At 65.0% G+C, this 22,709-nt stretch carries 23 protein-coding genes and 1 pseudogene; 19 read left to right on the top strand and 5 right to left on the bottom strand.

Annotation, left to right across the window (positions count from 1 at the left end; all coding sequences use genetic code 11):
* The first annotated feature begins 832 nt into the window (after positions 1–832).
* From CCR82_RS00530 to CCR82_RS00520, 3 genes are all read left to right on the top strand, one after another.
* On the top strand, positions 833–1,567 hold the full coding sequence (locus CCR82_RS00530; RefSeq protein WP_201243255.1) for a PEP-CTERM sorting domain-containing protein: 735 nt from the start codon (positions 833–835) through the stop codon (positions 1,565–1,567).
* Positions 1,568–1,668: 101 nt separating this feature from the next.
* Positions 1,669–2,460: a PEP-CTERM sorting domain-containing protein gene (locus CCR82_RS00525; protein ID WP_201243254.1), complete on the top strand. Its 792-nt coding sequence runs from the start codon at positions 1,669–1,671 to the stop codon at positions 2,458–2,460.
* 131 nt (positions 2,461–2,591) lie between these two features.
* The gene (locus CCR82_RS00520; protein WP_201243253.1) at positions 2,592–3,587 is read left to right on the top strand and encodes an RCC1 domain-containing protein; all 996 of its coding nucleotides are present in this window, start codon (positions 2,592–2,594) and stop codon (positions 3,585–3,587) included.
* A gap of 364 nt (positions 3,588–3,951) precedes the next feature.
* Here CCR82_RS00520 and CCR82_RS00515 read toward each other — a convergent pair whose 3' ends face one another.
* Positions 3,952–4,179: a hypothetical protein gene (locus CCR82_RS00515; protein ID WP_201243252.1), complete on the bottom strand. Its 228-nt coding sequence runs from the start codon at positions 4,177–4,179 to the stop codon at positions 3,952–3,954.
* Positions 4,180–4,456: 277 nt separating this feature from the next.
* Between CCR82_RS00515 and CCR82_RS19200 the strand changes: the two are divergent.
* The 9 genes and pseudogenes from CCR82_RS19200 to CCR82_RS00475 form a co-directional block, all read left to right on the top strand.
* Positions 4,457–4,531, top strand: a pseudogene (locus CCR82_RS19200) (hypothetical protein); the annotation flags it as partial.
* Between the two features lie 48 nt (positions 4,532–4,579).
* Complete coding sequence (locus CCR82_RS00510) at positions 4,580–5,230, top strand: PEP-CTERM sorting domain-containing protein (RefSeq protein ID WP_201243251.1); 651 nt, start codon at positions 4,580–4,582, stop codon at positions 5,228–5,230.
* Positions 5,231–5,331: 101 nt separating this feature from the next.
* Entirely contained in the window at positions 5,332–6,027 is a 696-nt protein-coding gene (locus tag CCR82_RS00505; RefSeq protein ID WP_201243250.1) for a PEP-CTERM sorting domain-containing protein, read from the top strand.
* Between the two features lie 60 nt (positions 6,028–6,087).
* On the top strand, positions 6,088–6,774 hold the full coding sequence (locus tag CCR82_RS00500; RefSeq protein WP_201243249.1) for a PEP-CTERM sorting domain-containing protein: 687 nt from the start codon (positions 6,088–6,090) through the stop codon (positions 6,772–6,774).
* Between the two features lie 64 nt (positions 6,775–6,838).
* A complete protein-coding gene (locus tag CCR82_RS18840; protein WP_201243248.1) occupies positions 6,839–7,252 on the top strand; it encodes a type IV pilin protein in 414 nt (137 codons plus the stop codon).
* Entirely contained in the window at positions 7,252–7,854 is a 603-nt protein-coding gene (locus CCR82_RS00490) for a GspH/FimT family pseudopilin (protein WP_201243247.1), read from the top strand. Before CCR82_RS18840 ends, CCR82_RS00490 begins: the two co-directional genes overlap by 1 nt.
* On the top strand, positions 7,848–8,654 hold the full coding sequence (locus tag CCR82_RS00485; protein ID WP_476702784.1) for a prepilin-type N-terminal cleavage/methylation domain-containing protein: 807 nt from the start codon (positions 7,848–7,850) through the stop codon (positions 8,652–8,654). Before CCR82_RS00490 ends, CCR82_RS00485 begins: the two co-directional genes overlap by 7 nt.
* 12 nt (positions 8,655–8,666) lie before the next feature.
* Positions 8,667–9,788 carry a pilus assembly PilX family protein gene (locus CCR82_RS00480; RefSeq protein WP_201243245.1) on the top strand — a complete coding sequence of 374 codons (1,122 nt, stop codon included), beginning with the start codon at positions 8,667–8,669 and terminating at the stop codon, positions 9,786–9,788.
* A gap of 24 nt (positions 9,789–9,812) precedes the next feature.
* Complete coding sequence (locus CCR82_RS00475; RefSeq protein ID WP_201243244.1) at positions 9,813–10,265, top strand: type IV pilus modification PilV family protein; 453 nt, start codon at positions 9,813–9,815, stop codon at positions 10,263–10,265.
* Between the two features lie 30 nt (positions 10,266–10,295).
* Here the strand turns inward: CCR82_RS00475 and CCR82_RS00470 are convergent, their stop codons facing one another.
* On the bottom strand, positions 10,296–11,597 hold the full coding sequence (locus CCR82_RS00470) for a cytochrome c family protein (RefSeq protein ID WP_201243243.1): 1,302 nt from the start codon (positions 11,595–11,597) through the stop codon (positions 10,296–10,298).
* 259 nt (positions 11,598–11,856) lie between these two features.
* Between CCR82_RS00470 and CCR82_RS00465 the strand changes: the two genes are divergently transcribed.
* Positions 11,857–13,410 carry a multiheme c-type cytochrome gene (locus tag CCR82_RS00465; protein WP_242513129.1) on the top strand — a complete coding sequence of 518 codons (1,554 nt, stop codon included), beginning with the start codon at positions 11,857–11,859 and terminating at the stop codon, positions 13,408–13,410.
* Positions 13,407–14,039, top strand: coding sequence for a cytochrome c3 family protein (locus CCR82_RS00460; protein WP_201243242.1), 633 nt, complete (start codon positions 13,407–13,409; stop codon positions 14,037–14,039). The genes CCR82_RS00465 and CCR82_RS00460 overlap by 4 nt, the downstream gene beginning before the upstream one ends.
* 190 nt (positions 14,040–14,229) lie before the next feature.
* Here CCR82_RS00460 and CCR82_RS00455 read toward each other — a convergent pair whose 3' ends face one another.
* Entirely contained in the window at positions 14,230–15,522 is a 1,293-nt protein-coding gene (locus CCR82_RS00455) for a dicarboxylate/amino acid:cation symporter (protein WP_201243241.1), read from the bottom strand.
* A gap of 102 nt (positions 15,523–15,624) precedes the next feature.
* Here CCR82_RS00455 and CCR82_RS00450 point away from each other — a divergent pair, with 102 nt between their 5' ends.
* Positions 15,625–15,960, top strand: a complete 336-nt coding sequence (locus CCR82_RS00450; RefSeq protein WP_201243240.1) for a hypothetical protein — start codon at positions 15,625–15,627, stop codon at positions 15,958–15,960.
* A gap of 89 nt (positions 15,961–16,049) precedes the next feature.
* Here CCR82_RS00450 and CCR82_RS00445 read toward each other — a convergent pair whose 3' ends face one another.
* Both CCR82_RS00445 and crtD read right to left on the bottom strand, forming a co-directional pair.
* Positions 16,050–16,895, bottom strand: a complete 846-nt coding sequence (locus tag CCR82_RS00445; RefSeq protein WP_207190881.1) for a carotenoid 1,2-hydratase family protein — start codon at positions 16,893–16,895, stop codon at positions 16,050–16,052.
* Positions 16,896–16,969: 74 nt separating this feature from the next.
* Positions 16,970–18,454 carry a 1-hydroxycarotenoid 3,4-desaturase CrtD gene (gene crtD, locus CCR82_RS00440; protein ID WP_338073058.1) on the bottom strand — a complete coding sequence of 495 codons (1,485 nt, stop codon included), beginning with the start codon at positions 18,452–18,454 and terminating at the stop codon, positions 16,970–16,972.
* Positions 18,455–18,630: 176 nt separating this feature from the next.
* Between crtD and CCR82_RS00435 the strand changes: the two genes are divergently transcribed.
* The 4 genes from CCR82_RS00435 (at position 18,631) to CCR82_RS00420 (ending at position 22,698) form a co-directional block, all read left to right on the top strand.
* Positions 18,631–19,524, top strand: coding sequence for a polyprenyl synthetase family protein (locus CCR82_RS00435; RefSeq protein WP_201243238.1), 894 nt, complete (start codon positions 18,631–18,633; stop codon positions 19,522–19,524).
* A 10-nt stretch (positions 19,525–19,534) separates the two neighbouring features.
* Positions 19,535–20,662 carry a methyltransferase gene (locus CCR82_RS00430; RefSeq protein ID WP_201243237.1) on the top strand — a complete coding sequence of 376 codons (1,128 nt, stop codon included), beginning with the start codon at positions 19,535–19,537 and terminating at the stop codon, positions 20,660–20,662.
* A gap of 88 nt (positions 20,663–20,750) precedes the next feature.
* Positions 20,751–21,713 (top strand): chlorophyll synthesis pathway protein BchC, encoded by a 963-nt coding sequence (gene bchC, locus CCR82_RS00425; RefSeq protein WP_201243236.1) that lies wholly within the window; start codon positions 20,751–20,753, stop codon positions 21,711–21,713.
* Positions 21,706–22,698, top strand: coding sequence for a chlorophyllide a reductase iron protein subunit X (locus CCR82_RS00420; protein WP_201243235.1), 993 nt, complete (start codon positions 21,706–21,708; stop codon positions 22,696–22,698). Before bchC ends, CCR82_RS00420 begins: the two co-directional genes overlap by 8 nt.
* Positions 22,699–22,709 lie beyond the last annotated feature (11 nt).

The following is a 22,709-nucleotide window of genomic DNA, read 5'->3' as shown; positions in this document are numbered from 1 at the left end:
TCTTTGGCCGAGCATTGCTGTCAACTATTCCGACATCTGCTTGCCGAGCCGACCAAGATCCTGTTCGTGGTCACCGAGCTTGAAGCACAAGGTCAACCTTGTGGCATCAAGAAAGGTGCCTGGGCGTCTACCCCGTGACGCATCGAGTCGCTCGGCGCGAGCGACGGCCTTGCGGTGCAGCCGGACGACCTGTTCGTGCTCGAGATGCCGGGCGGCGGCGTTTTCGGCGAGCCGCGAGGGAAGGCGGACCACCAGTGAGCAGCCGATTCAGGCCGCTTCGTAAGCCGAAGTCGCGGTGTCCGATGTCTCCGAGCCCTTCAAGTAGCGCGTTGGCATCGTTTGGCGCGATGAAATCGCTCTCGGCGCCTTAAGGCTCAGCAGCATTCGCGAACCACCTGTCAGCATAATTGACAATTCTCAATCCGAGTGATGCGCCATCGGCTCTTTTGTGCTGAGAAAACAGGCTTCTAGAGTTAATGGCATACGATTTGCTTAGAGCCGCGCAGTTCCAGTCGATCCGACCCGATCATCCGGCTTCTTGTGGGCATCAACAACCTTGGTACTGATCCGGTAGGCCGCCGACACCGCGGCCGATGCGGTGCCTCTACCGCCTGATGGTCTGATCTCCCCGGTTAGGCCCGGGTCACTCGCCCCTCTGGCGCGGAATCGATTGGGACGCGTTGAAAGCCAGTCGACCACCTGCTTCATCCCGGCCGGCCGCTTGGTCGGACACTTGCCAATCGGAGACAACGCCATGCCATGCACCATTCCCACGCGATCTCAGCGCTTCGTCACGCGTTCACTGACACAGGAATCACAAGGAGAACACTCAATGCCCGATACTCGTGAAGTGCGTTTGACGAGGCTCGTCGCTGCGGCGCTCCTGCCCGCTGCCCTGCTGTTCGCTGGCCCGGCCAGCGCTGCGCTTATCACCTATGATTTCAGCATCGACGACGGCGGCTTCACGGCTAACGGCACAACCGGCGCCGCCCTGCCCTGGACGTGGAACGCGACCGACGGGCGGTGGGAGGTGCCCCAGTCGCCGGGAGCCCCAGGATCAGCTTCCGGACAATCGTGGCTCGCCGCCCCGGCCGTCATCGCCGGCGGCTCAACGCTGACCCTGTCCTTCGAGCACGAATACGATTTCGACTGGGAAGTTTCTGGCCTGGCGGATTATGGGCAGCTCTTGGTGAGCATCAACGGGGGCCCGAACCAACGGGCTGGCGTGGACCTCGGCACGTTCACGACCGGGTCCCGTGGGTACACCGATCCATGGTTTTTGCCTGACCCCGACCAATACGCATGGAGCAACAAATTTGGCCCCGGAACGAGCACCGTGCTGTTCACCGGCTTGACGGCTGGCGACGAGCTTGCATTCAACTGGGTCGCGAATTGGGATAATTTCGACGTAGATGGCGACCCGGCCTGGTCCATCACGGCGGCCGAGATCGCTGGGGTCGCCCCCGCGGCGCCGGCGCCGATCCCCGAACCGGCCACGCTGACGCTGCTGGGCCTGGGCCTCGCGGGCCTGACCCTGGGGGCGCGGCGGCGCTGGAGCCACCGCTGAACGCGGTTCAGCATCAACTGTCCCGGGGCTGGCCAACCAGCGAGCCTCGGGCTCCTCGCGTCACCCCGAGACTTGCCCCTACTGAACAAAAGGCAATCACCATGTTTCGCTTCGCGATCCTTGTTTCCCTGACCATCGTCGCGGCGGCAGTACCTCTGCTCGCCTCGGCCCCCGCCTCAGCCTTGCCGACGACCACCTACGACAACCGGACCGCCTGGGAGTCCGCCCTCGTCGGCGGAGCGTCGCAGTGGACGGAGGACTTCAACAGCATCACCGCCGATGTCCTGTTGGGCGACCCCTACGGTCCCTACGACACGGGCCTGATCTCGGTGTCGGCTCCGGGAACCGGCGCCCACGGCACCATTTACGGCCAGCGGATCGACGCGCCGCCGGTCGACTTCGGCGGCTACTACGCAATCGACGGCACGACCTACCTCCTGCCGCGGATCGGCCAGTCGCCCGATACCGACCCCGCCGGCGGCCACAAGGCGCGCATCGAATTCGCCAGCGGCGTGTCCGCCTTTGGCTTCGACCACAGCTTCTGGGGACACTTGATCCCATTCTCCAGCCCGCCTGCGTTTGGCAATCTCGATATCGAACTCTACTCGGGGGCGACGCTGCTGGAGTCGGTCGCCCTGCCCCGCCTGCCGGTTGGCGACCGAGGCTTCTTCGGCCTGACGACCGACCCCGCCGCGTCGATCACGGGGCTGCTCATCCAAACCCCCGCGGGCTGGGAGTCCAGCGGAACTAACTTTGCCATCGACAACGTCAGCGGCGGCGCCACGGCGACGCCCGCCCCCCCAACCAACCCCATCCCCGAACCGTCCTCGCTGGCGCTGCTTGGCCTCGGCGCGCTGGGCCTGCTGGCGCGGCGGCGACGGCGTGACGTGTGAATAGCGCCAGGCAGGCTAGCGACATCCAATCACTAACTAAGGAGTCCAACACCATGACCATCAACCGCCAAGCAGATCGCCCTCCATCACACGACTTTCTGAATCGCTGCATTCCAACTTGGAGACAAAGAATGCCCCGTCGCTTCTTTCTGACATTGACACTCATGCTGCCGGCCCTCGCGGCGACGCCCGCCCTGGCCATCGCCGGCGCGATCGTCGGCTGGGGCCAAGAGGATTCCGGCCAACTCGGCGACATCCCGCCGGGCAACGACTTCGTCGACTTCGCCAACTTCTACGCTACCGGGCTTGGCCTGCGATCCGACGGCTCGATCGCCGCATGGGGCTACGACTCCGACGGACAGGTGAGCCAGGCCCCAACGGGCACGGGCTTCAAGGACGTCGCGACGACCTACTACACCGGCTTCGCCATCGACTCGACCGGCGCCATCTTCGGATGGGGCGATGACGGCGAGGGCGAAATCTCCGGCATCCCCACGGGCAACAACTTCAACCAGATCGTCGGCGGCTACTACGCCGGCTTCGCGCTCGACGACCAGGGCTACATCCACGGCTGGGGCGATGACGACAGCAACCAGATCACGGACATCCCCACCGGCGGCGGGTACACCGACATCGCCAGTTGGTACGCCAACGTCTACGCCCTCGCTGCCGACGGCTCCATCGCCGCGTGGGGCTACGACAGCGACGGCCAGGTCAGCAACATGCCGACCGGAACCGGCTTCCTCGACATCGCCGCCAGCACGTATAACGGCATCGCCATCGCCGCCGATGGGTCCCTTGTGGCCTGGGGGGACGACGGCTACGGCCTCGTCTCGGATGTGCCCGCGGGCAACGACTTCATCCAGGTCGCCGCCACCGATCTGACGGCCTATGCCCTGCGTGCGGACGGCTCCATCGCCGCATGGGGATACGATTTCGACGGCGAGGTCAGCGACGCGCCGACCGGCGGCGGCTACGCAGCAGTCTACGGCGGCTACTACAGCGGATTCGCCATCACCGCGGCCGAAGCACCACCCACCAACGCCGTCCCCGAACCTGCCACTGCGGCCCTTGTCGGCCTCGGCGCGCTGGGCCTGCTGGCGCGGAGCCGGCGGCGGACGGCCTGAGCACAGCAGTACCACCAATCACCTCGGCGGCGGGGCCGAAAGCTCCCGCCGACGCTTGCTCGATGAGTCCTGTTCGCGAGTTCCCGCGTAATCATATGAGGGAGCTTGATCCGGCGGCATCGCTCTGTATCGCCTGCGCCGAGGCTAAGGATGGCTGACGCCGCCGCTCTGAGGACCTCAAGCGGCGCGAATCAGAGCGGAAGCGGCGACGGATTGTTAATGTTTCTGACACGGATGATCGCACCGGTTTGGTGCTCGCTCACTGTGCAAAGAAAAGATTGATTTCATCATTCAAGGCGTTGTTGTATTCGCCCGAGTGGGGAATCCCCGGCGATGGCTGAATTTGGCCGAGCATTGCTGTCAACTATTCCGACATCTGCTTGCCGAGCCGACCAAGATCCTGTTCGTGGTCACCGAGCTTGAAGCACAAGGTCAACCTTGTGGCATCAAGAAAGGTGCCTGGGCGTCTACCCCGTGACGCATCGAGTCGCTCGGCGCGAGCGACGGCCTTGCGGTGCAGCCGGACGACCTGTTCGTGCTCGAGATGCCGGGCGGCGGCGTTTTCGGCGAGCCGCGAGGGAAGGCGGACCACCAGTGAGCAGCCGATTCAGGCCGCTTCGTAAGCCGAAGTCGCGGTGTCCGATGTCTCCGAGCCCTTCAAGTAGCGCGTTGGCATCGTTTGGCGCGATGAAATCGCTCTCGGCGCCTTAAGGCTCAGCAGCATTCGCGAACCACCTGTCAGCATAATTGACAATTATCAATCCAAATGATGCACTATTGGCTCTTTTGTGCTTATAAAACAGGATTTTAGAGTTAATGGCGTACGGGTTGCATAGAGCCGCGCAGTTCCAGTCGATCCGACCCGATCATCCGGCTTATCGTCGGCCCTGCTTGGCCTCGGCGCGCTGGGCCTGCTGGCACGGCGGCGACGCCTCGCGGCCTGAGCACAGCACTTACGTTCCCACGTTATCCATATTTTAGGGAGAACGAGTATGCATCCGACAATCCTTTCCGTCCCCGTCCTGCTAGCGGCCTTCACGGCTGCGCCCGTGATGGCGATCCCCACGATATACACCGACATCGCAAGCTTTGACTCTGCTCTCGGGGCACCATCGGACATCCTTGACGACTTCAACGACGTCAGCACGACGTTTGGCGGGTTTACCCAACTGACGTTGCCGATCAATCGTGGCGACTATAGCCTCACCAACCAGATCGGCACGATCTGGGCCAACGACGGCGGCCTCCCGAACACCGTCGACGGCTCAGACTTTCTCCTCCTGGGCGATCTGTTCGTAGCCAATCCCGCAGGGTTCACCGTCAGCTTCAGCAGCCCTGTCATCGCTTTCGGGTTCGATTACAACAACTCTGGCGGCAACGAAGTGAACCTTGACGTCACCAGCGGTGTGTTCAACCAAACCCTCACGGTCCAGGATCCGGTCAACTTCTTCGGCGTTGTCTTCGATGCACCGGTCAGCTCTCTCGCCCTCAGGAAAGACCCCGGCAGCTTCGCCGGCATCGACAATTTCCGTATCCCCGGCCAAGCCGCGGTCACGGTGCCCGAGCCGGGCACGGCGGTCCTTGTCGGCCTCGGCCTCGCGGGCCTGAACCTGCGGGCGCGGCGGCGCTGGAGACACAGCTGAACGCTGTTCAGCATCAACTGTCCCGGGGCTGGCCAACCAGCGAGCCTCGGGCTCCTCGCGTCACCCCGAGACTTACCCCTACTGAACGAAAGGCAATCACCATGTTTCGCTTCGCGATCCTTGTTCCCCTGACCATTGTCGCAGCCCTGACCGCAACCCCCGTGTTCGCTGCGCCGCTGCAGTTCGATTGGTCAGGCGTCGACAGCAATGACGATCCCTTCGCGGTCACCCTCACCGTGACCGACGCCCAGAACGGCGACACCGGCTACGACCTAATCGAGTTCGGCAACCCCGGGTATGTCGAAGTCGTCACCGAAGAACTCGGACAAACCCAGATCATCTCCAACGTCACCAGCACCACACTCGGCGGCGCATTCGCCTACCCGAGCAGCACGCCCTCGGACCCCTTCGGTTATCTCTTCGCCTTTTCCAGCGGCGGCCAGACGTATCTGAGCATGGGCGTGGGAGCTGAAGACAGCGACATCGGCCTGACGTTCGATGGCAACACACTCGCCGATATGCAGTTCGACGTCATCCTTCCGCTTGCGTGGGTGGATCCCACGACGGTGAGTTCGTTATCCGATCTGTTTCCGGTCGGAACGTACGCCGTCACCAACGAGGACGGCCGGTTTTCCTGGCAAGAGGGCGGCGAAGATGTCTCCCCCACCAGTTTGACGATCAGTGCGGCCCCCGACACCCCTGCCAACGCCGTCCCTGAACCCGCCACCGCAGCCCTGCTTGGCCTCGGCGCGCTGGGCCTGCTGGCGCGGCGGCGACGAGACCGGGTCACGGCCTGAACAGGTGTCGACACAGCGCGCCCGTCACGAAGTATCGCCTGCAAACAAAAGGAGACTCCCATGACTCGTATCCTCTCGGCCCTGATCATCCTCACGTCCGTTGTCGCCGTAAACCTCGGACCCGTCGCCCCCGCCCACGCCGCGCTCGCCTTCGACTATGAGGGCGGAATCACCGTCGTGTCGGTCGCTGATCGCACGTCCACGTTCGGGTTCAGCTTTACGGCCACCAACCCCGTCGAAGTTGATTCGCTCTTGCTTTACGACAAGGGCGCCGATGGCTGGCTGGACCCGGGGTCGGTGCTGGTGTCGATCTACCCCGACGACGGAACCACGACGCCGTTGAGCGGAATCCAGGCGTCATTCAGCAGCGCGACCACCGACGTGTTCACGGGGGATACGCCGCCGGGCGGACAGTGGCTGGAGATCGATATCACCGACACGATGCTGCCGACCGGCGGTTACACCGCCATTGCGGAGGGCGAAATCGCATTTTCCGAGGCCGCTCCGGTCAACGTCAGCAGCGTGACGCCCCAGTCGGGCCTGACCTACGGCGCGCCACGCTACGCCCTCAGCGCCGGCAACCCGACGGGCGACGTCCTTTTCAACACCACCGGATATTTCGCGCCCAACTTCACGCTCGTCACCGACGACCAGCCCACCAACGCCGTCCCCGAACCCGCCACCGCGGCCCTGCTTGGCCTCGGCGCGCTGGGCCTGCTGGCGCGGCGGCGACGGCGTGACGTGTGAACGGCGCCAGGCAGGCCAGCGACATCCAACTTAAAGGCAACCGTGCAGGACAGAGGGTGCGGATATGATCGAGCATCGACAGCGGATCGCCCGTGCGCGCTCCGGTTTCACCCTGATCGAGCTGATGATCGCGCTCAGCATCATCGGCGTGCTCGCTGTGCTGGCCTACCCGAGCTATCAGGACTACGTGATCAGCGCGCGGCGTGTGCAGGCCCAGACCGGGTTGCTCGAGCTGCAACAGGCGCTCGAACGCCACCGCCTGCGGCATCCGAGCTATGCCGATTGCCTGAGCGACGGCGACTGTGTGCTGCCCGACACCGATGACTACGCATTCAGCATCCGCCAGGCCGACACCGCCTCCTATGTCCTCGAGGCCGAAGCCAAGACCACAGGCGCGCAGTCGGCGGACACCGATTGCCGACGACTGACCCTGGATCAGAACAACGCGAAGACACCGGCCGACTGTTGGATGAGGTGATGCTGGTGACGCGCGGCAGGCAACGCAACCGGCTGCGACGTCGCCGTCGTGCTGGAGGCGTTGGATGCACGGGTCGCGAACGCGCGGGCCTCTCGCTGATCGAGTTGCTCATCACCATGAGTCTGCTGGCGATCCTTCTGGCCATCGGCATCCCGTCCTTTCAGGGCAGCCAGGAGCGGGCGCGGTTGCGCAATAGCGCCGAGGCGGTCTATTCACTGCTGCAGTTCGCGCGCTCGGAGGCGATCAAACAGTATCGCGATCTCTTCGTCGTGGTCAGCACGGGCGAGGCCGGGCCGGCCGGCGACGGCTGGTGTCTGGCGATCGCCAACGACCGAGACTGCGATTGCTCGGTGGTGGGGGCGTGCCAGTATGGCGGCGGGGCGGATCGGCAGGTGCACAGCCTCACCAGCGAGGGCTTTCCGGGTGTCGCTCTGGCCTCGAACCGCACCTCTTATCGGTTCGAGCGCAAGCTCGGCAAATGCTCGAGCGCCGGCACCCTGAGGCTCACCGGCGCGGATTCGTCGAGTATCACCATCAAGGTGGCCCCCCTTGGCCGGGTGAAGCTGTGCTCGGACGATCTCCTGGGCCTGCCCGAATGCTGATGAGCCGGCGCCGGTCGCGAATCCTCATCCTCCGGTGCTGGCCGGGCCGGCAAACGGGGTTGTCCCTGATCGAGTTGATGATCGGGCTGACGGTGGGTCTGCTCGTCATGCTCTCTGCATTGACCCTGTACACAGTCAATCTGCGCTACGCCGCCGATATTCTGGGCGCGGCGCGCTTGAATGCCGAGCTGCGGGCGGCGATGGACATGATGGTCACCGATATCCGGCGCGCCGGTTTCGGTGGCTCGGCGTTCACCAAGCATGGTGTCTCCGACTTGGCGCTGTTCGAAGATGGCGCCTGTCTCGTCTTCACCTATGACGCCAACCAGGATGGGTCTTGGAAACACGACGCTGATGATAAGATCAGCGGTTCCTACGAACTGTTCGGCTTCAAGGTCGATGACCACATCCTCAAGGTGCGACAAGGCGGTGGCGATCTCAAAGCGTGCAACAGCGGCGGTCAATGGCACGGGTTGACCGATCCGGCGAGCGTGCGCATCGCGCGCGAAGAGCCGGTGTTCTCGATCGACTACCACTGTCGTCGTCGCGACACCGGCGCGAGCGCCGAGGGACAGCGCTGTCAGCCCGGGGTTACGCTCTATGAGGCCGCCAAGGCGGACCATCAGGCGGCCAGCGCGGAGGCATCGGACACGGCCTTGCCGATTGAGCTGATCGAAACCCGACTGGTCCACATCACCCTCGAAGGGTCGCTGACCCAGGATCCGACGATCCACGCGCGCCGGACGCAAGCGGTGTTCGTGCGCAATCATCGGGTCGTGAGTATCACGGCCTCGGACTGAGCGGGGTTGGTCATGATCCCATGCGTCCGCGTTCGCCTCCCACACCTCCAAACCGGGGCGACGACGCTGGCGGTGACGGTCTTGGTCTTGAGCCTGGCCACGCTCCTGTCGATCGGCGTCTCGCGCACCACGCAGATGGATCAGCGCATGGCGGCCAATCAGCACCGCGCGCGACAGGCCTTCCTCGCCGCCGAAGCCGGCATGGCGCACGCCCTCGCGTTGCTCGCCGCGCGGGACGCGCATACGGGTCGGCTGCTCGGACTCGATCGCGACCAAGGCGGCGTCGCCGATGAGATCACGCCGTTAGCGAATCGCGTCACCGGTGCCTACCGAGCCGCCTATTGCGACCCCGAGGATGCCGCACAGCGCTCGATCAACTGTCCCGATGCGCCGGGTCCGCCCACCTGCGACCGGCTGGATGGGGAGCCGGGCACATCGTCTGAGACGGACGATTCATCAGCAACCGCTGGCGCTTCAGCGTCGGATAGCCCGCCGCAAGCGACCGAGGCGCGCTATCTGCGCACACCGCTGATCGCCGCCTGCGGTTGGAGCGATGACGAGATCGCGCGGCATCTGATCGTGCAGGCCACGCAGGCGCTGCCGAAGGTCGGTCACGAGGTGAGAAGCGCGGCCAAGGACACTGCGGTGATCCACAAGGACACCGCTACAGACGCAGCGATGTTCTTTCGCCAGTACATGGGCGTGGCCGATCTCGCCGCCTACGAAGCACGCCTGGCGGAGCGGGTGATCGCTGCCGACCAGGCCGCCATCCTCGCCGAGCATGGCGGCGCTCGCGCCGAGGCCATCGTACTCAAGGGCGATACGGTGCTGCCGGCTGAGCAAACCCTCGGCTCCCGGGATCAGCCGATTGTGCTGGTGATCGATGGCGATTGGCTGGGCGGCGCGCCACGCATCTGGGGTGTGGTCTATGTGAGAGGCTCGATCGAGTTCGTGGGCAGCCCCGAGATCCACGGTGCCTTGATCGTCGAAGGCGCGCTTGGGGAGACGACAGAAGCAGCAGAGGCCATCGAGGCGTTGGTCACATACGACTCGGAGGTGCTGGACGGCGTTCGCGGCCGGATTGGCACATCGGCCCCCAAGCCCGGCACCTGGCGCGATTGGTCGACACGATAAGGGCGCGCGGATGCGATGAGATCGATGACCGCGCCTCCATCCGTCCCAGCGCGAGGCTTCGGCCTCATTGAGGCCTTGATCGCGCTGGTGGTCTTGAGTGTCGGCGCGTTTGGCCTCGCGCGTCTGAATGCGCGCTTATTGCAAGAGATCGCGCCCGCTCGGGTCGAGGCAGAGGCGATGCAGTTGGCGCAAACCCAGGTCGCTCTGGCCCGTTTTCAGGTAGCGAGCGGCACCTGCACGCTCGAGGACGAGACCAGCGCGGTGCACCAGGGTGCGACGTCCGAGTATCAGATCCTGCGCCGATCGACCGCTCCGGATCCAAACCCCGCCGATGCCGCGCAGCCGGCGTGGCTTGGCCTCGAGGTCAAGGTCTGCTGGTCGCGCGAGGACGATGAGCCCTGTGATTGGGGGCAGAGCGGCCCGGATGAGGTGGTGTTGCAAAGCCTGATCAGCTGCGAGGGCCGCCTGACCGAATAAAAAACCGCACCCGAAGGTGCGGTTTGACGCTCACTCGACATTCAGCATCTGCTCGAACTCGGCGATCATCACCGGGTCGGTCAGCTCGGTGGGCAGGTGATCGAATTTCTTCACGAGTCCGGGCCAGAGCAGGTTGTAGAACAGTTCGCCGCGCACCAGGGCGACGCCTTCGGCCGGGATCTCGTAGACCAGCTCGCGTTCCTCGTGTGGACGCAGGCGGGTGTCCTCGCCTGGTTCGGTCGCCGTGGGCGGTGGTGCCGGCATGCCCTCGTCGTCGGCGAGCGCGTAGGAGAGATAGGCCTGCGGGTCGGACTGCGCCGGATGGCCCTCGGCATTCTCCCAGATCACCTCACCCTGATCGTCATAGGCGGTGAGTTTGATGAACAGGTTGCGGAACGGCGCGCCGGTCGGCATCGCGTGCGGCAACTGGTTCTTCAGATAGACGGTGGTCTCGAGGGTGTCGCCGTTCGCAACCGCGTTGACATCGAAGATCACCGCGCGCTTGAGCATCGCCGGGCTGTGCCCACCGCCCATGCTGTGATCGGCGATGCCCTCGGCGACCGGCATGTGACAGGACAGGCAGTTGACGTTCGAGAGGCTATCCCGGTACTCGTTGCCGGTCTGGCACAGCGGTACCCCATGCGGGTTGTCGCGCTGGTCGTGGCAGCCCATGCAGGCATCGGAACTCTTGACCAGGCGCGGATTGGCCTCCATCGGCAGGGCCGGAATGATCTGGCCGTCGAAGACGATCGGCTCGCCGCGATGAGGATTGGGCTTCTGCGAGCTATCCGCACCGAGGCCGGCGCCACCGAAAAGATCGTCACCGGCGGCCGCGAGCTGGGCGAGGCCGTCCTTGATGCCGAGCGGCGCCTGCAGTTTGTCGGACAGCTCATAGGCCTGGATGCCGAGGCGCAGCTTGCCGTCCTCGCCTTCGATGCCCTTGTAGGTCTTCAGGGTGTGACAGGCGACGCAGTTGACGCCTTCGCTATAGGCCACCTTCGCGTCGAGCTTGGTGCGCTGATCGAGCGCGGCGTTGGGGGCGTGACACTGCAGGCAGATCGGGTACTTGCCCGAGGCCTTGTGCAGCACGCCTTCCTCGGTCGGGGAGCCGGCGACCATCTGGTAGAAGGTGCCATGGATCGGATCCTCGAGCGCGGTGCTCTGGGCGTGCATCGAGCCCTTCCACTGGCGATAGATCTCCTGGTGGCAATTCGAGCACACCTCGGCGGAGACATGGTGGATGGGTTCTTCGTCGGCGATGACGAGGGTAGGCGCGCTCGCCAGCAGCAGCGCGCTGGTGGCCATGGCGTGGAGAGAGACGGAACGCAGCATCAGGGACATCCTCCTTCGGAAGTCGGTTTTGTGACGATTCTGCGGCGGCATGATCGGTTGCGAGCATGCCCAAGGTCAATACCCTGTATTGCCGCTCGTATTCGATGCTGCTGTAATCAGGACTCGGTCAATGGTGATGGAGTGAGCTGTATTAGTGATTCACTAGATAAGTGATTCAGCAAATAAGTGTTCGCTTATTTTTCTGATCAGCTCGTTCGGTCCGCTTTTTATCTCTTGTCGCATGATGAGGCCTGTCTTGATGATCGCGTCGTTATCCTGTCCGCGTCCCTTGATCCTGATCCCCTTGAACCTGATGGTGGCCGGTGTGTGCGTGCTGCTCGCAGCGGGCGCTGCGCAGGCGGCCAAGGTCGAACTCTCTGCCGAGCATTGGGGAAATCCGGCCGGCGAGCGCTGCGTGAGTTGCCATGAGAAATCATCGGCCGGGCTCGTGCGCCAATGGCATGAGAGCGCCCATCGGGAGGCCGGAATCAATTGCCTGGATTGCCATCAGGCCGAGGCCGCGGATGTCGATGCCATGGAACACGAGGGCGAGATCATCGCCACCATCGTCTCGCCCAAGGACTGCGGGCGCTGCCACACCAAGGAATACGAGGAGCAAGCCGGCTCGGTGCACGCCGAGGCCTATGCGAAGATCGAGACCCGCATCCCGGCGCTAGCGCATCAGATGACCGGCGGCGCGATGCAGGTGGCGGGCTGCGATCAGTGTCACGGCTCGCGGGTCAAGGTGCTGGGCGACGGCACCCTGGACCCGGCGACCTGGCCCAACTCCGGCATCGGCCGGGTCAACCCCGACGGCTCCAAGGGCTCTTGCTCGTCCTGTCATGGGCGCCACGCCTTCTCCAAGGCGCAGGCGCGCGAGCCGAGCGCCTGCGTGCGCTGCCACTCCGGCCCCGACTCGCCGGACAAGGAGGTGTTCGAGGCTTCCAAGCACGGCATGCTCTATGCCGCGCAACGCGATCAGATGAACCTCGATGGCGACACCTGGATCGCCGGTCAGGATTACACCGCCGCGCCCACCTGCACGACCTGCCACATGGGTGCGGCTGGCAAGATCCCGGCCACCCACGATGTCGGCTTGCGCAATGCCTGGAACCTCAATCAGCCGGTCTCGCACCAGCAGTACCTGGTGCTGTTCGAGGACGGCAGCAAGCTCGAACGGCCCGCCAACGAGGCGCCGCCACGGCGCGGCAGCGAGCTGGAGAAGACCGACGGCAGCCTCGCCAAGGTGCGCGCCGTGATCGCACCCGAGCGCCGGCGCGGGGTGATGAGCCTGGTGTGCCTGGAGTGCCACGGCAAGGCCTTCACCGAGAGCTTCATGACTCAGTTCGACAACGTCGTCGAACTCTACAACAGCAAATTCGGCGAGCCCGCGCAGGCGATCATGCGCGCGCTCTACGAGCATGGCCTGCTTAGCCCGCTGCCGTTCGACGAGCCGCTCGAATTCACCTACTGGGAACTCTGGCACGACGAGGGCGCGCGCGCCCGCCACGGTGCCTCGATGATGAGCGCCAATCACGCCTGGTGGGAGGGGATGTACCTGGTCGGGCGCAACTTCTACAGCCGCTTTCTGCCGCAAGCGCGCGCAGTCGCCGGCGAGCAGGCGGCCGAACTCATCGACCCGATCCTGGCCGCGAGCGGTCAGCACGCCTGGCTGAATGAGACCGCGCAGGGCAATCCGATCCTGGGGTGGATGCCACCTCAGCCCGAGGCGCCGGAGCCGGAGCCGACTGCGGCCACCTCCGCTGACGAGGGCGAGGGCGAGGGCGAAGACGAGGAGGGCGGCGACCAATGATCAAGCTCAATGTGGCGCCGTTCATCACCCGTCATGTCCTCTTCGCGCTCGTTGCCGGGGGCCTCGGCGGCGTGGTGTTCATGTTCTTCCTGATCGAGTTCGACCACTACACCAGCTCCAACGCCTTCTGCACCACCTGTCACTCGATGACTTACGCCGAGGTGAGCTACCGCGACACCCCACACTACGACTCCCCCTCGGGTGTGCGCGCGAGCTGTGGCGACTGCCATGTCTCGGAAGGCATCATCATGGCCACCTATGATCATGCGATCGGCACCAAGGACCTGATTAAGCAGCTCTTCGGACCCGATTACGATGATCCGGTGATCAACCTCCTGCACCTGCCGGAGGCGGCGTTCGCCGCTCGTGACTGGTTCCGCAAACGCGATTCGGCGACCTGCAAGCGCTGTCACACCCTGGAGGCGATCCAGGGCGAGCGGGCGAACACGGCGGCCATCCACCAGGAAGAGACCGACGGCAAGAGTTGTATCGATTGCCACTACAACCTCGTGCATCGGCATGTGCCGAGCGAGCAGACCTTCAAGCGCGAGGCCTGGAACGCGATGGTCGAGGAGGAGTTCGGCCTCGAGTCGGGGACGGCCGAGCGTATGCTCGCGGACGAGGGTTGAGCCTTGGGGAATAGCGCTGGCCGTGCGTGCATGCCGCGGCCGCGCATCCTCGTGAGGTTCGGGCGCTTGCCGTCGGTGACTGTCGGCACACCGCCGTTCGCGGGCCGCAAAGACCGCGCCCTAGGGCTGGGGCAGGCAGCACGAGGGGAGTGCGTGCGACGACTAGGGCTTAGGCTGTTTTATGCTCTGGCTAGGCCGGCGCCGCTCCTGGCTCTGGTTCAAGGATGCCTTGCTCGCCCTCGGATTTGGCGATGATCACGGCGCCGGCGGAATCGCCGGTCACGTTCACGGCGGTGCGTAGCATGTCGAGGATGCGGTCGACCGCGAGCAGCAATCCCAGACCTTCGAGCGGCAGGCCGACCGCGGAGAGGATGATGGCGATGGCGACTAAGCTCGCGGCCGGGATGCCGGCGACCCCGATCGAGGTCAGCAGCGCTAGCAGAACGACGATGAACTGCGTGGCGAGCCCGAGTTCGATGCCATAGGCCTGGGCGATGAACATGACTGCGACACATTCATAGAGTGCAGTGCCGTCCATGTTGATGGTGGCGCCGAGGGGGAGCACGAAGCTCGTCGTCTTGTTCGAAACGCCAGCGTTTTTCTCGACGCATTCCATGGTCAATGGCAGCGTGGCCGAGGAGGACGCGGTCGAGAATGCGGTCAGCAGTGCCGGGCTGACGGCGCGATAGTGGCGCAGCGGGCTGACGCCGCCGAGGACGTGCAGCAACAGCGGCAGGGTGACGAGGAAATGCAGTCCAAGCGCCAGCACCACGCTGAAGAAGAATTGCGCCAGCGGGATGAAGGCCTCGAGGCCGGTGCTGGCGATCGTCTTGGCGACCAGCGCGAAGACGCCGAGCGGCGCGAAGCGCATCACCAGATCGGTGATCTTCATCATGATCTGGAACATGCCGTTGAAGAAGTTGTATTGCACCTCGGCGTGCTGATTCGCGATCCGGGTCATGAAGAACCCGTACAGCAGGCTGAAGAAGATCAGTCCAAGCATCTGCGTATTGGCGGCCGCATCGACCACGTTGGTCGGGATCATGCGCAGGAAGATGGCGACGATGTCGTCGGCACCCTTGTCGGCGAATTGGGCCTCGAACTCGGCGGCGTTGGCGTTCAGGCCAAAGATCTCTTGCGCGCTGCCCTCGACCACACCGGGTTGGATCAGGTTGACCACGCTGAGGCCGATGAGGATGGCCAGAAGGCTGGTCAGCGCGTAGTAGCCGATGGTTTTGGCGCCGAGCCGCCCCAGGTTATCGGAGTCGCCGAGGCTGGCCACGCCGATGATGATCGAGGAGACGATCAGCGGTACGATCAGCATCTTCAGTGCGTTCAGAAAGAGCTGGCCGATGAAGTCGAAGACGGCCGAGAACGTCACGCCGAACAGGTTGCCATCCTCGCCGACGAGCAGGCCGACGATGATGGCCAACGCCAGGGCGATCAGGATTTGCCAGTGCAGCTTGAGCTTGAGAAACGCCATGAGGATGCTCCGGAACACCTGATATTCAGCAAAGCCATTCTGATGATACTATGAAAGGCTTGGGTGTCGATTGGACGATTGGCGTCGAGAGAGAACACCACCATGCTTTTTCGTGTCTTCTACTTGATCAACCGTTCTGGCGAGCGCGTCTCCTCGGTGAGTGCGGTCGAGATGAGCGCCAAGGCGATCTGTGAGCAGATGCTCGATCGCCTGCAATCTGAGGATGACTACCTCGGGATTTTGGATGCCGAGGACAACACGCTGCAGGTGCTTCCGGAGCCGGATCAGCAGCGTTATTACGTCGAGGTTCCACTCGATGCCGCTAAGGCCTCGTTCGGCCGTTATGTCAACCGTGCGGAACTCGAAGCGCTCGTCCATGCTCTGCCGGCTCGGATCAATGAGCGCAGCATCCCCGGGCTGACCTACCGGCCCTGGTGATCGGGGATGCCTGGCCAGGGCTTCATCGGTGGGCCTGAGCCTTGAACTTACCCTGAAATACGCGCTTCATCGTCCGGGGTAACGACGCCCTATGTGCGTTCGCCGGCCGTGATCCGTGGCATCCGGAATGGCAATAGCATTTGCACCCAGCGCGTCTTGAAACGCGTGAGCGCAAGGCTTTCGTGGATGGCGGTGACCGGCTCGCCAAGAAGTTGGGCGCTGATGGTCGAGCGCGCGTAGAAGGGCGTATCCTCGAGCGTCTCGAGCACCTTGGCGCGGTTGTCTGCGTCGCTTTGGGTGGCGCGCGGGATGCGCCACCAGAAGGTCTTTGGCAGGTGTGCGGGTGGCGGCGGCTCGAACGCTTCCGTGCCACCGGCGCCATCGAAGCGAAATGCAAGCGAGCGGCGGCCACCATCGAGGAAGGTCATATCATAGAGAACGGCGGAGCCCCGGCGCAGCTTGGCGCGCGACCAATCCCATGCGTGAAAACCGTGCTCGAGCGGTTCGTCTCCGCTATTGCTATCAAGATAGCCGCTGCCGGACCAACGCAATCCCGGTCGTTCTAGCCTGACTTCGACGCGCGATTCGGGGGCGATCGGCCACCAGCGATGACGGCTAGCGGGATCGAGTGTGATCGGCCCCTCGGTCAAGGCTTTCGGATACACGCGCACGGTTCCCTGAATGCGCTTGGGCAGTGGCGCGCCCCGCTCGTCGATGTGAACGGTGAACGCGGACCCGTCCCACTCGATGCGGCTCGGGCCGATCTCCAACTCGCGCGCGTCGCGCTGCAACTGGCCGCGGCCGCGCTCGGTCATCGCCCAGGCGGTGCGATCCTTGCCGTAGAGCGCGACATTGAGCGCGCAGAAGTGCTCCGGGTCACCCCGGCCACGCCGGCGGGCCCAGGCGTAGTAGGGCGAGAAGACGCTGCCGATCAACGCGATGAGGGTGATGCCGTAGTCGCCATCATCGCTTAGCGCGTCGACGTACCACCAATGGTAGCTGTTCGGGGTTAGCGCTTGGTCGAAACGCGGTCCGCCGTCAGGCTGGCGGCCGCTAGCCGGCCCGAGAGCGCCGCCATCGGCACGCCCGGCCCCGGATGTGTACTGCCGCCCGCCAGATAGAGTCCCGGGATCTTGGTGCGTGCCCCCGGTCGTGAGAAGGAGGCCATCCAACCATGGGAAGCGCGGCCGTATAGCGCCCCACCCGTGGCTGGGAACAGTTGCTCGAAGACCGTCGGCGTCGTCACCTGGGCGTGCGCTGGGTCCTGCTGGATATGCAGGCCGCAACGTTCTAATAAGCCGAAGGTGCTCTGGGCGCATTGCTCTATCTCTGAACGGTTGAAGGAATGGGTGTCGCCGATGGCCGGCGCGTTGACGAGGCACAGTAATCGCTCTGGGCCCTCGGGGGCTGGGCCGTCATGGGCGTCGCGATCCTGCGCGCAGATGTAGACCGTCGGTGCGCGCGGGATGCGTTGGTGCTTCAGGATGTCGTCGAATTCCGCTTGATAATCACCGGAGAAGAAGACCGTGTGCCGGCTCAACGGGAAGCCTTCGGCCTTGGCAACTAGGTTCCAGGTGATCGCCGAGAGCGAGCGCTCCGGGGGTGGTGTGGCCGGCACGGCGCGGCTGACTCGTTTGCCGAAGAGGCCGGAGGCGACGGCATTGGTGTCGCCGTTGATGATGACCGCATCAGCGGGGATGCGCTCGCCGTTGGCCAGTGTGACGCCATCGACACGGCCACGCTCGAGCGTGATCTCGCTGACCTCGGCCTGATATCGGAAGGTAGCACCGAGGCGTTGCGCGAGCCCGGCAAAGACCTGCGCGAGCTGGTGCATGCCGCCCTTGACCAGCCAGACGCCATCCTGTTCGACATGAGCGACGAGCATCAGCGTGGCCGGCGCGGCGTATGGCGAGGAGCCACAATAGGTCGCGTAGCGTCCAAAGAGCTGGCGCAGCCTGGGGTCGCGAAAATGCTCGCCGAGCGCCGACCACATGGTGGCGAAAGGCTTGATATTGATCAGCCCGCCGAGGCCGCCGGGGCCGACCCGTCGCACCAATCCGACTGGGCTTGGCCGGGTCGCGCTGATGAAGGGTTCCTTGAGGGTACGGTAGATCGCCCTGGCATCCTCGCTGAAGGCGAGGAAGCGCTGCCGCTCGGCCGGGCCGGAGAAGGCGGCGATGGCGTCAGCGGAGCGCTCAAGATCGGCGAACAAGTCCAAGCGTTCACTGGCACTCCAGGCGTGTCGCGCCAAGACCTCGGCCTGCTCGAGATCGACCTCGGCCGCGAGCGAGCTGCCGGCGGCCTCGCAGATCGCCTCGAATACCCAGCGCATGGTGAGTACCGTCGGGCCAGCGTCGAGCGGTGCCTTACCGACCTGCACTTCGCGCATCTTGCCGCCGGGAGCGCCGGCGCGCTCGAGCACGGTCACCTCGAGCCCGCGCGCGGCCAGCTCGATGGCCGAGGTCAATCCGCCGATGCCGGCCCCTACGATCACGACTCGCTCCGTTGCCACCTTCTACCTCGCATCCGATCAGCTGTCTTGGGGGTTATCGACGCGAGAGTTGATCCCGGTCGTTTGACGCTCCTTGGGGAGCTGTCTATCTTACATGACCTCTCGGTGTGACCGACCGACACCATCACGATCAACCCACTCATCACGAGGACACACCAATGGATGCCTTGCAGCGGATCGAGCAGGCCCTGGAGGCCGCCATCGCCAAGGGCATGGGCGATGATTCACCGCCGCTGCTGCGCCAGGCCGTGCGTCATGCCGTGCTGACGCCGGCCTCGCGCGTGCGTCCGCGGCTTTGCCTCGCCGTGGCCCTGGCCTGTGGTGACGATGTGCCGGCGGTGACCGATGCGGCCGCCGCGTCGTTGGAGCTGCTCCACTGTGCCTCGCTGGTCCACGATGATCTGCCCTGCTTTGATGATGCCGACATGCGCCGTGGACAACCCTCGGTGCATCGTGCCTATGGCGAGCGGCTGGCGGTGCTGGCCGGGGATGGATTGATCGTGCTCGCGTTCGAGAATCTGGCCTGGCACACCTTGCGCCATCCCGAGCGTCTGGCCCCATTGTTGATGATCGTGGGTCGGGCGGTCGGTCTCAAGGATGGCATCGTGGCCGGTCAGGCCTGGGAGTGCGAGGAGCAGGTCGAGCTGAGCGAGTACCACCGCCAGAAGACCGCCGCGCTGTTCGCCGCCGCGACCGAGGCCGGCGCCGCCGCGGCGGGACGCAATCCGGCTGAGTGGCGCACCCTCGGTGCGAATCTGGGCGAGGCCTATCAGGTCGCCGATGATTTGCGCGATGTCGCCGGCGATGCCGAGGAACTCGGCAAGCCGGTGGGGCAGGATGCGGCGCATGCGCGCCCGAGTGCGGTCGCGGCGCTGGGCGTCGATGGCGCCCTCGAGCGCCTGGTCGGCCTGATCCGCGAGGCGCTGGACTCGATCCCGACCTGTCCCGGCGCCGACAAGCTGCGGGCGCTGGTGGTCGGCGAGATGCAGCGCCTGCTGCCGCCGCCGATCGCCGATGATTTCGCGCAGCGACTGGCCGCCACGGGCCACTGAGGAAGCGCGCATGGGACTGAGCTTCGATTGGCGCGAATGGCGTAATCGTTTGATTGCGCGTCCTGGCTTCCAGCGCTGGGCGGCCGATTTTCCGCTCACGCGCCCGATCGCCCGGCGCCGGGCGCGCGCGCTCTTCGATATCACGGCGGGCTTCGTCTACTCGCAGATCCTCTACGCCTGTGTCGAACTCGAGCTGGTCGACCAGTTGGCCGAGGGGCCGCTGGCGCTGTCCACGCTGGCGCCGCGCCTGCGGATGACCGAGCCACAGGCGGATCGGTTCCTGCGCGCGGCGGTGGCGCTGGATCTGCTGGAGCGTCGAGGGGTCGATGGCGAGGGCTCGCCGCGCTTCGGTCTTGGGAATCATGGCGCGGCGATGCTCGCCAATCCCGGCATCGCCGCCATGGTCAAGCACCACCAGATGCTCTATCGCGACCTCGAGGACCCGCTGGCGCTGCTGCGCGGCGAGAAGGCGCAGACCGAGCTGGGCCGCTATTGGGCCTATGCCAGCTCGCTCGATCCGGCGCAGGAGGCCGATGCCTCGGTGCGCGAATACAGCGAGCTGATGAGTGTCTCCAACGCCTTCGTCGCGGGTGATGTGCTCGATGCCTATTCCTTGCAGTCGCATCGCTGCTTGATGGATGTCGGTGGCGGTCAGGGCAACTTCCTGCTTGCCGTGGCCGAGCGGTGGCCGCATCTCAAGCTCCGGCTGTTCGATTTGCCTGCGGTGGCCGAGCGCGCCCAACAGCGCTTCGACGCACTCGGGCTCGGTGAGCGCGCCGAGGCCATCGGCGGCGATCTGCTGCGCACGCCCTTGCCGCAAGGGGCGGATATCTGCTCGCTGGTGCGGGTGGTGCATGACCACGACGACGACCAGGCGCTGCAGATCCTGCAGGCGGTGCGGGCGTCGCTGGAGCGCGGCGCGACCCTGCTGCTGGCTGAGCCCATGGCCGAGACGCCGGGCGCCGAGCCGATCGGCGATGCCTATTTCGGCCTCTATTTGCTGGCGATGGGCAGTGGTCGACCGCGCCCGCCCCATGAACTCGAGGCGATGCTGCGCGAGGCGGGCTTTGGCGGCATCCAGCTACGCCCAACCCGCCGTCCGATGCAGACCCGTCTCCTGGTCGCGACAGCGGTTTGAGGCGCGCGTGCGAAGTGTAAATCAGACTTGACATAGCACAGAGTCAAGCTAGACTGACACTCAACCAAAGAGACTGTAACGCAACACCGTGAACGCCTCGTCCGAACTCTCCACCTTAGCCGTCGTCCTCGATGAACCACGGCAGCTCGCGGTCAGACGCGTCGGTCTGACTCCGGCGGGCGCGGCCGATTGCGTGGTCGAGATCGACTACAGCGGCATCAGTACCGGCACCGAGCGGCTGCTGTGGACCGGGCGCATGCCGGTGTTTCCTGGCATGGGCTACCCACTGGTGCCGGGTTATGAGTCGGTTGGACGTGTCACACAGGCCGGCGTCGACAGCGGTCGCAGCGAGGGCGAACTGGTGTTCGTGCCCGGCGCGCGCTGCTATAGCGACGTCAACGGCCTGTTCGGCGGCGCCGCCGCCCGGATCGTGGTGCCCGGTGCGCGGTTGCTGCCGATCCCCGCTACGCTGGGCGAGCAGGGCGTGTTGATGGCGCTTGCCGCCACCGCCCATCATGCCATCGCCGGCGAGGGCAAGACCTGCCCGGATCTGATCGTCGGCCATGGGGTCCTCGGCCGGCTGCTGGCGCGGGTCGCGCTCGCACTCGGGGCGCCGCCGCCGGTGGTCTGGGAGACCAACCCGGCACGCGCGAGCGGTGCCGCCGGCTATGAGGTGATCGATCCCGACACCGACGAGCGGCTCGACTATGCGGTGATCTGCGATGTCAGCGGCGACAGCGCGCTGCTCGATACGCTCATCGGCCGGCTCGCGCGTGGTGGCGAAATCGTGCTCGCCGGGTTCTACGAGGCGCCGCTCGCGTTCGATTTCCCGCCCGCCTTCATGCGCGAGTTGCGCCTGCGCGTCGCGGCCGAGTTCCGCGAGGCCGATCTGAGCGCCGTGCGCGCGCTGATCGAGGCTGGCACGCTGTCGCTCGAGGGCTTGATCACCCATCGCTATGACGCCGCCGAGGCCGCTGCCGCCTACGAGACGGCCTTCGATGATCCCACCTGTCTGAAGATGGTTCTCGATTGGAGAGGAATGCATGGCTAATGCCCCCGCCACAGCTGGCGCCGTGAACGTCGGTCTGCCCGAGCAGTCCGCCGCCTCGTCGAGCGCGGCGCCCGCGATCAAGCAGACCCAGATCATCGCGATCTACGGCAAGGGTGGTATCGGCAAGAGCTTCACCCTCGCCAATCTCTCCTACATGCTCGCGCAGCAGGGCAAGAAGGTGCTGCTGATCGGCTGTGACCCGAAGAGCGATACCACCACGCTGCTGTTCGGCGGCAAGGCCTGTCCCACCATCATCGAGACCTCGTCGAAGAAGAAGGCCGCCGGCGAGGAGGTCGCCATCGGTGATGTCTGCTTCAAGCGCGATGGGGTGTTCGCGATGGAACTGGGTGGCCCCGAGGTCGGCCGCGGCTGCGGTGGGCGCGGGATCATCCACGGCTTCGAGATCCTCGAGGGGCTCGGTTTCCACGAATGGGACTTCGACTACGTCTTGCTCGATTTCCTTGGCGATGTGGTCTGCGGCGGCTTCGGTCTGCCGATCGCGCGCGATATGTGCCAGAAGGTCATCGTCGTCGGCTCCAACGATCTGCAATCGCTCTACGTCGCCAACAATGTCTGCTCGGCGGTCGAATATTTCCGGGGCCTCGGCGGTAACGTCGGCGTCGCCGGCATCGTCATCAACAAGGATGACGGCACCGGCGAGGCGCAGGCCTGGGCGCAGAAGGTCGGGATTCCGGTCTTGGCCTCGATTCCGGCCGATGACGACATCCGGCGCAAGAGCGCGGCCTATCAGATCGTGGGCGTGCCGGGTGGGACCTGGGCGCCGCTGTTCGAGGAGTTGGGCGTGAATGCCGCCGAAGCGCCGCCACTGCGCGCCAAACCGCTCAGCCAGGATGAGCTGCTCGGTCTGTTCGCGAGCGATGCGGTGGGGCGCGATGTCGTGCTCGAGCCCGCGACCATCGAGGACATGTGCCATGCGGCGGACCTCAATAAGCCGTCCCTCGAAGTGGTCTACGACGAGGCCTGAGACAGCGACTC

Source organism: Halochromatium salexigens (assembly GCF_016653295.1).
GTDB classification, from domain to species: domain Bacteria; phylum Pseudomonadota; class Gammaproteobacteria; order Chromatiales; family Chromatiaceae; genus Lamprobacter; species Lamprobacter salexigens.
Note: the sequence above shows the minus strand (reverse complement) of the source record. Positions and strands in the feature narration are given on the sequence as shown.

Coding starts and splice junctions, on each gene's coding strand:
- CCR82_RS00475 (WP_201243244.1), top strand. CDS start 9,813: ATGACCGCGCCTCCATCCGTCCCAGCGCGAGGCTTCGGCCTCATTGAG.
- CCR82_RS00465 (WP_242513129.1), top strand. CDS start 11,857: ATGATCGCGTCGTTATCCTGTCCGCGTCCCTTGATCCTGATCCCCTTG.
- CCR82_RS00525 (WP_201243254.1), top strand. CDS start 1,669: ATGTTTCGCTTCGCGATCCTTGTTTCCCTGACCATCGTCGCGGCGGCA.
- CCR82_RS00500 (WP_201243249.1), top strand. CDS start 6,088: ATGACTCGTATCCTCTCGGCCCTGATCATCCTCACGTCCGTTGTCGCC.
- CCR82_RS00430 (WP_201243237.1), top strand. CDS start 19,535: ATGGGACTGAGCTTCGATTGGCGCGAATGGCGTAATCGTTTGATTGCG.
- CCR82_RS18840 (WP_201243248.1), top strand. CDS start 6,839: ATGATCGAGCATCGACAGCGGATCGCCCGTGCGCGCTCCGGTTTCACC.
- CCR82_RS00490 (WP_201243247.1), top strand. CDS start 7,252: ATGCTGGTGACGCGCGGCAGGCAACGCAACCGGCTGCGACGTCGCCGT.
- CCR82_RS00460 (WP_201243242.1), top strand. CDS start 13,407: ATGATCAAGCTCAATGTGGCGCCGTTCATCACCCGTCATGTCCTCTTC.
- CCR82_RS00470 (WP_201243243.1), bottom strand. CDS start 11,597: ATGCTGCGTTCCGTCTCTCTCCACGCCATGGCCACCAGCGCGCTGCTG.
- CCR82_RS00505 (WP_201243250.1), top strand. CDS start 5,332: ATGTTTCGCTTCGCGATCCTTGTTCCCCTGACCATTGTCGCAGCCCTG.
- CCR82_RS00530 (WP_201243255.1), top strand. CDS start 833: ATGCCCGATACTCGTGAAGTGCGTTTGACGAGGCTCGTCGCTGCGGCG.
- CCR82_RS00420 (WP_201243235.1), top strand. CDS start 21,706: ATGGCTAATGCCCCCGCCACAGCTGGCGCCGTGAACGTCGGTCTGCCC.
- CCR82_RS00480 (WP_201243245.1), top strand. CDS start 8,667: ATGATCCCATGCGTCCGCGTTCGCCTCCCACACCTCCAAACCGGGGCG.
- CCR82_RS00520 (WP_201243253.1), top strand. CDS start 2,592: ATGCCCCGTCGCTTCTTTCTGACATTGACACTCATGCTGCCGGCCCTC.
- CCR82_RS00435 (WP_201243238.1), top strand. CDS start 18,631: ATGGATGCCTTGCAGCGGATCGAGCAGGCCCTGGAGGCCGCCATCGCC.
- CCR82_RS00450 (WP_201243240.1), top strand. CDS start 15,625: ATGCTTTTTCGTGTCTTCTACTTGATCAACCGTTCTGGCGAGCGCGTC.
- CCR82_RS00455 (WP_201243241.1), bottom strand. CDS start 15,522: ATGGCGTTTCTCAAGCTCAAGCTGCACTGGCAAATCCTGATCGCCCTG.
- CCR82_RS00510 (WP_201243251.1), top strand. CDS start 4,580: ATGCATCCGACAATCCTTTCCGTCCCCGTCCTGCTAGCGGCCTTCACG.
- CCR82_RS00485 (WP_476702784.1), top strand. CDS start 7,848: ATGCTGATGAGCCGGCGCCGGTCGCGAATCCTCATCCTCCGGTGCTGG.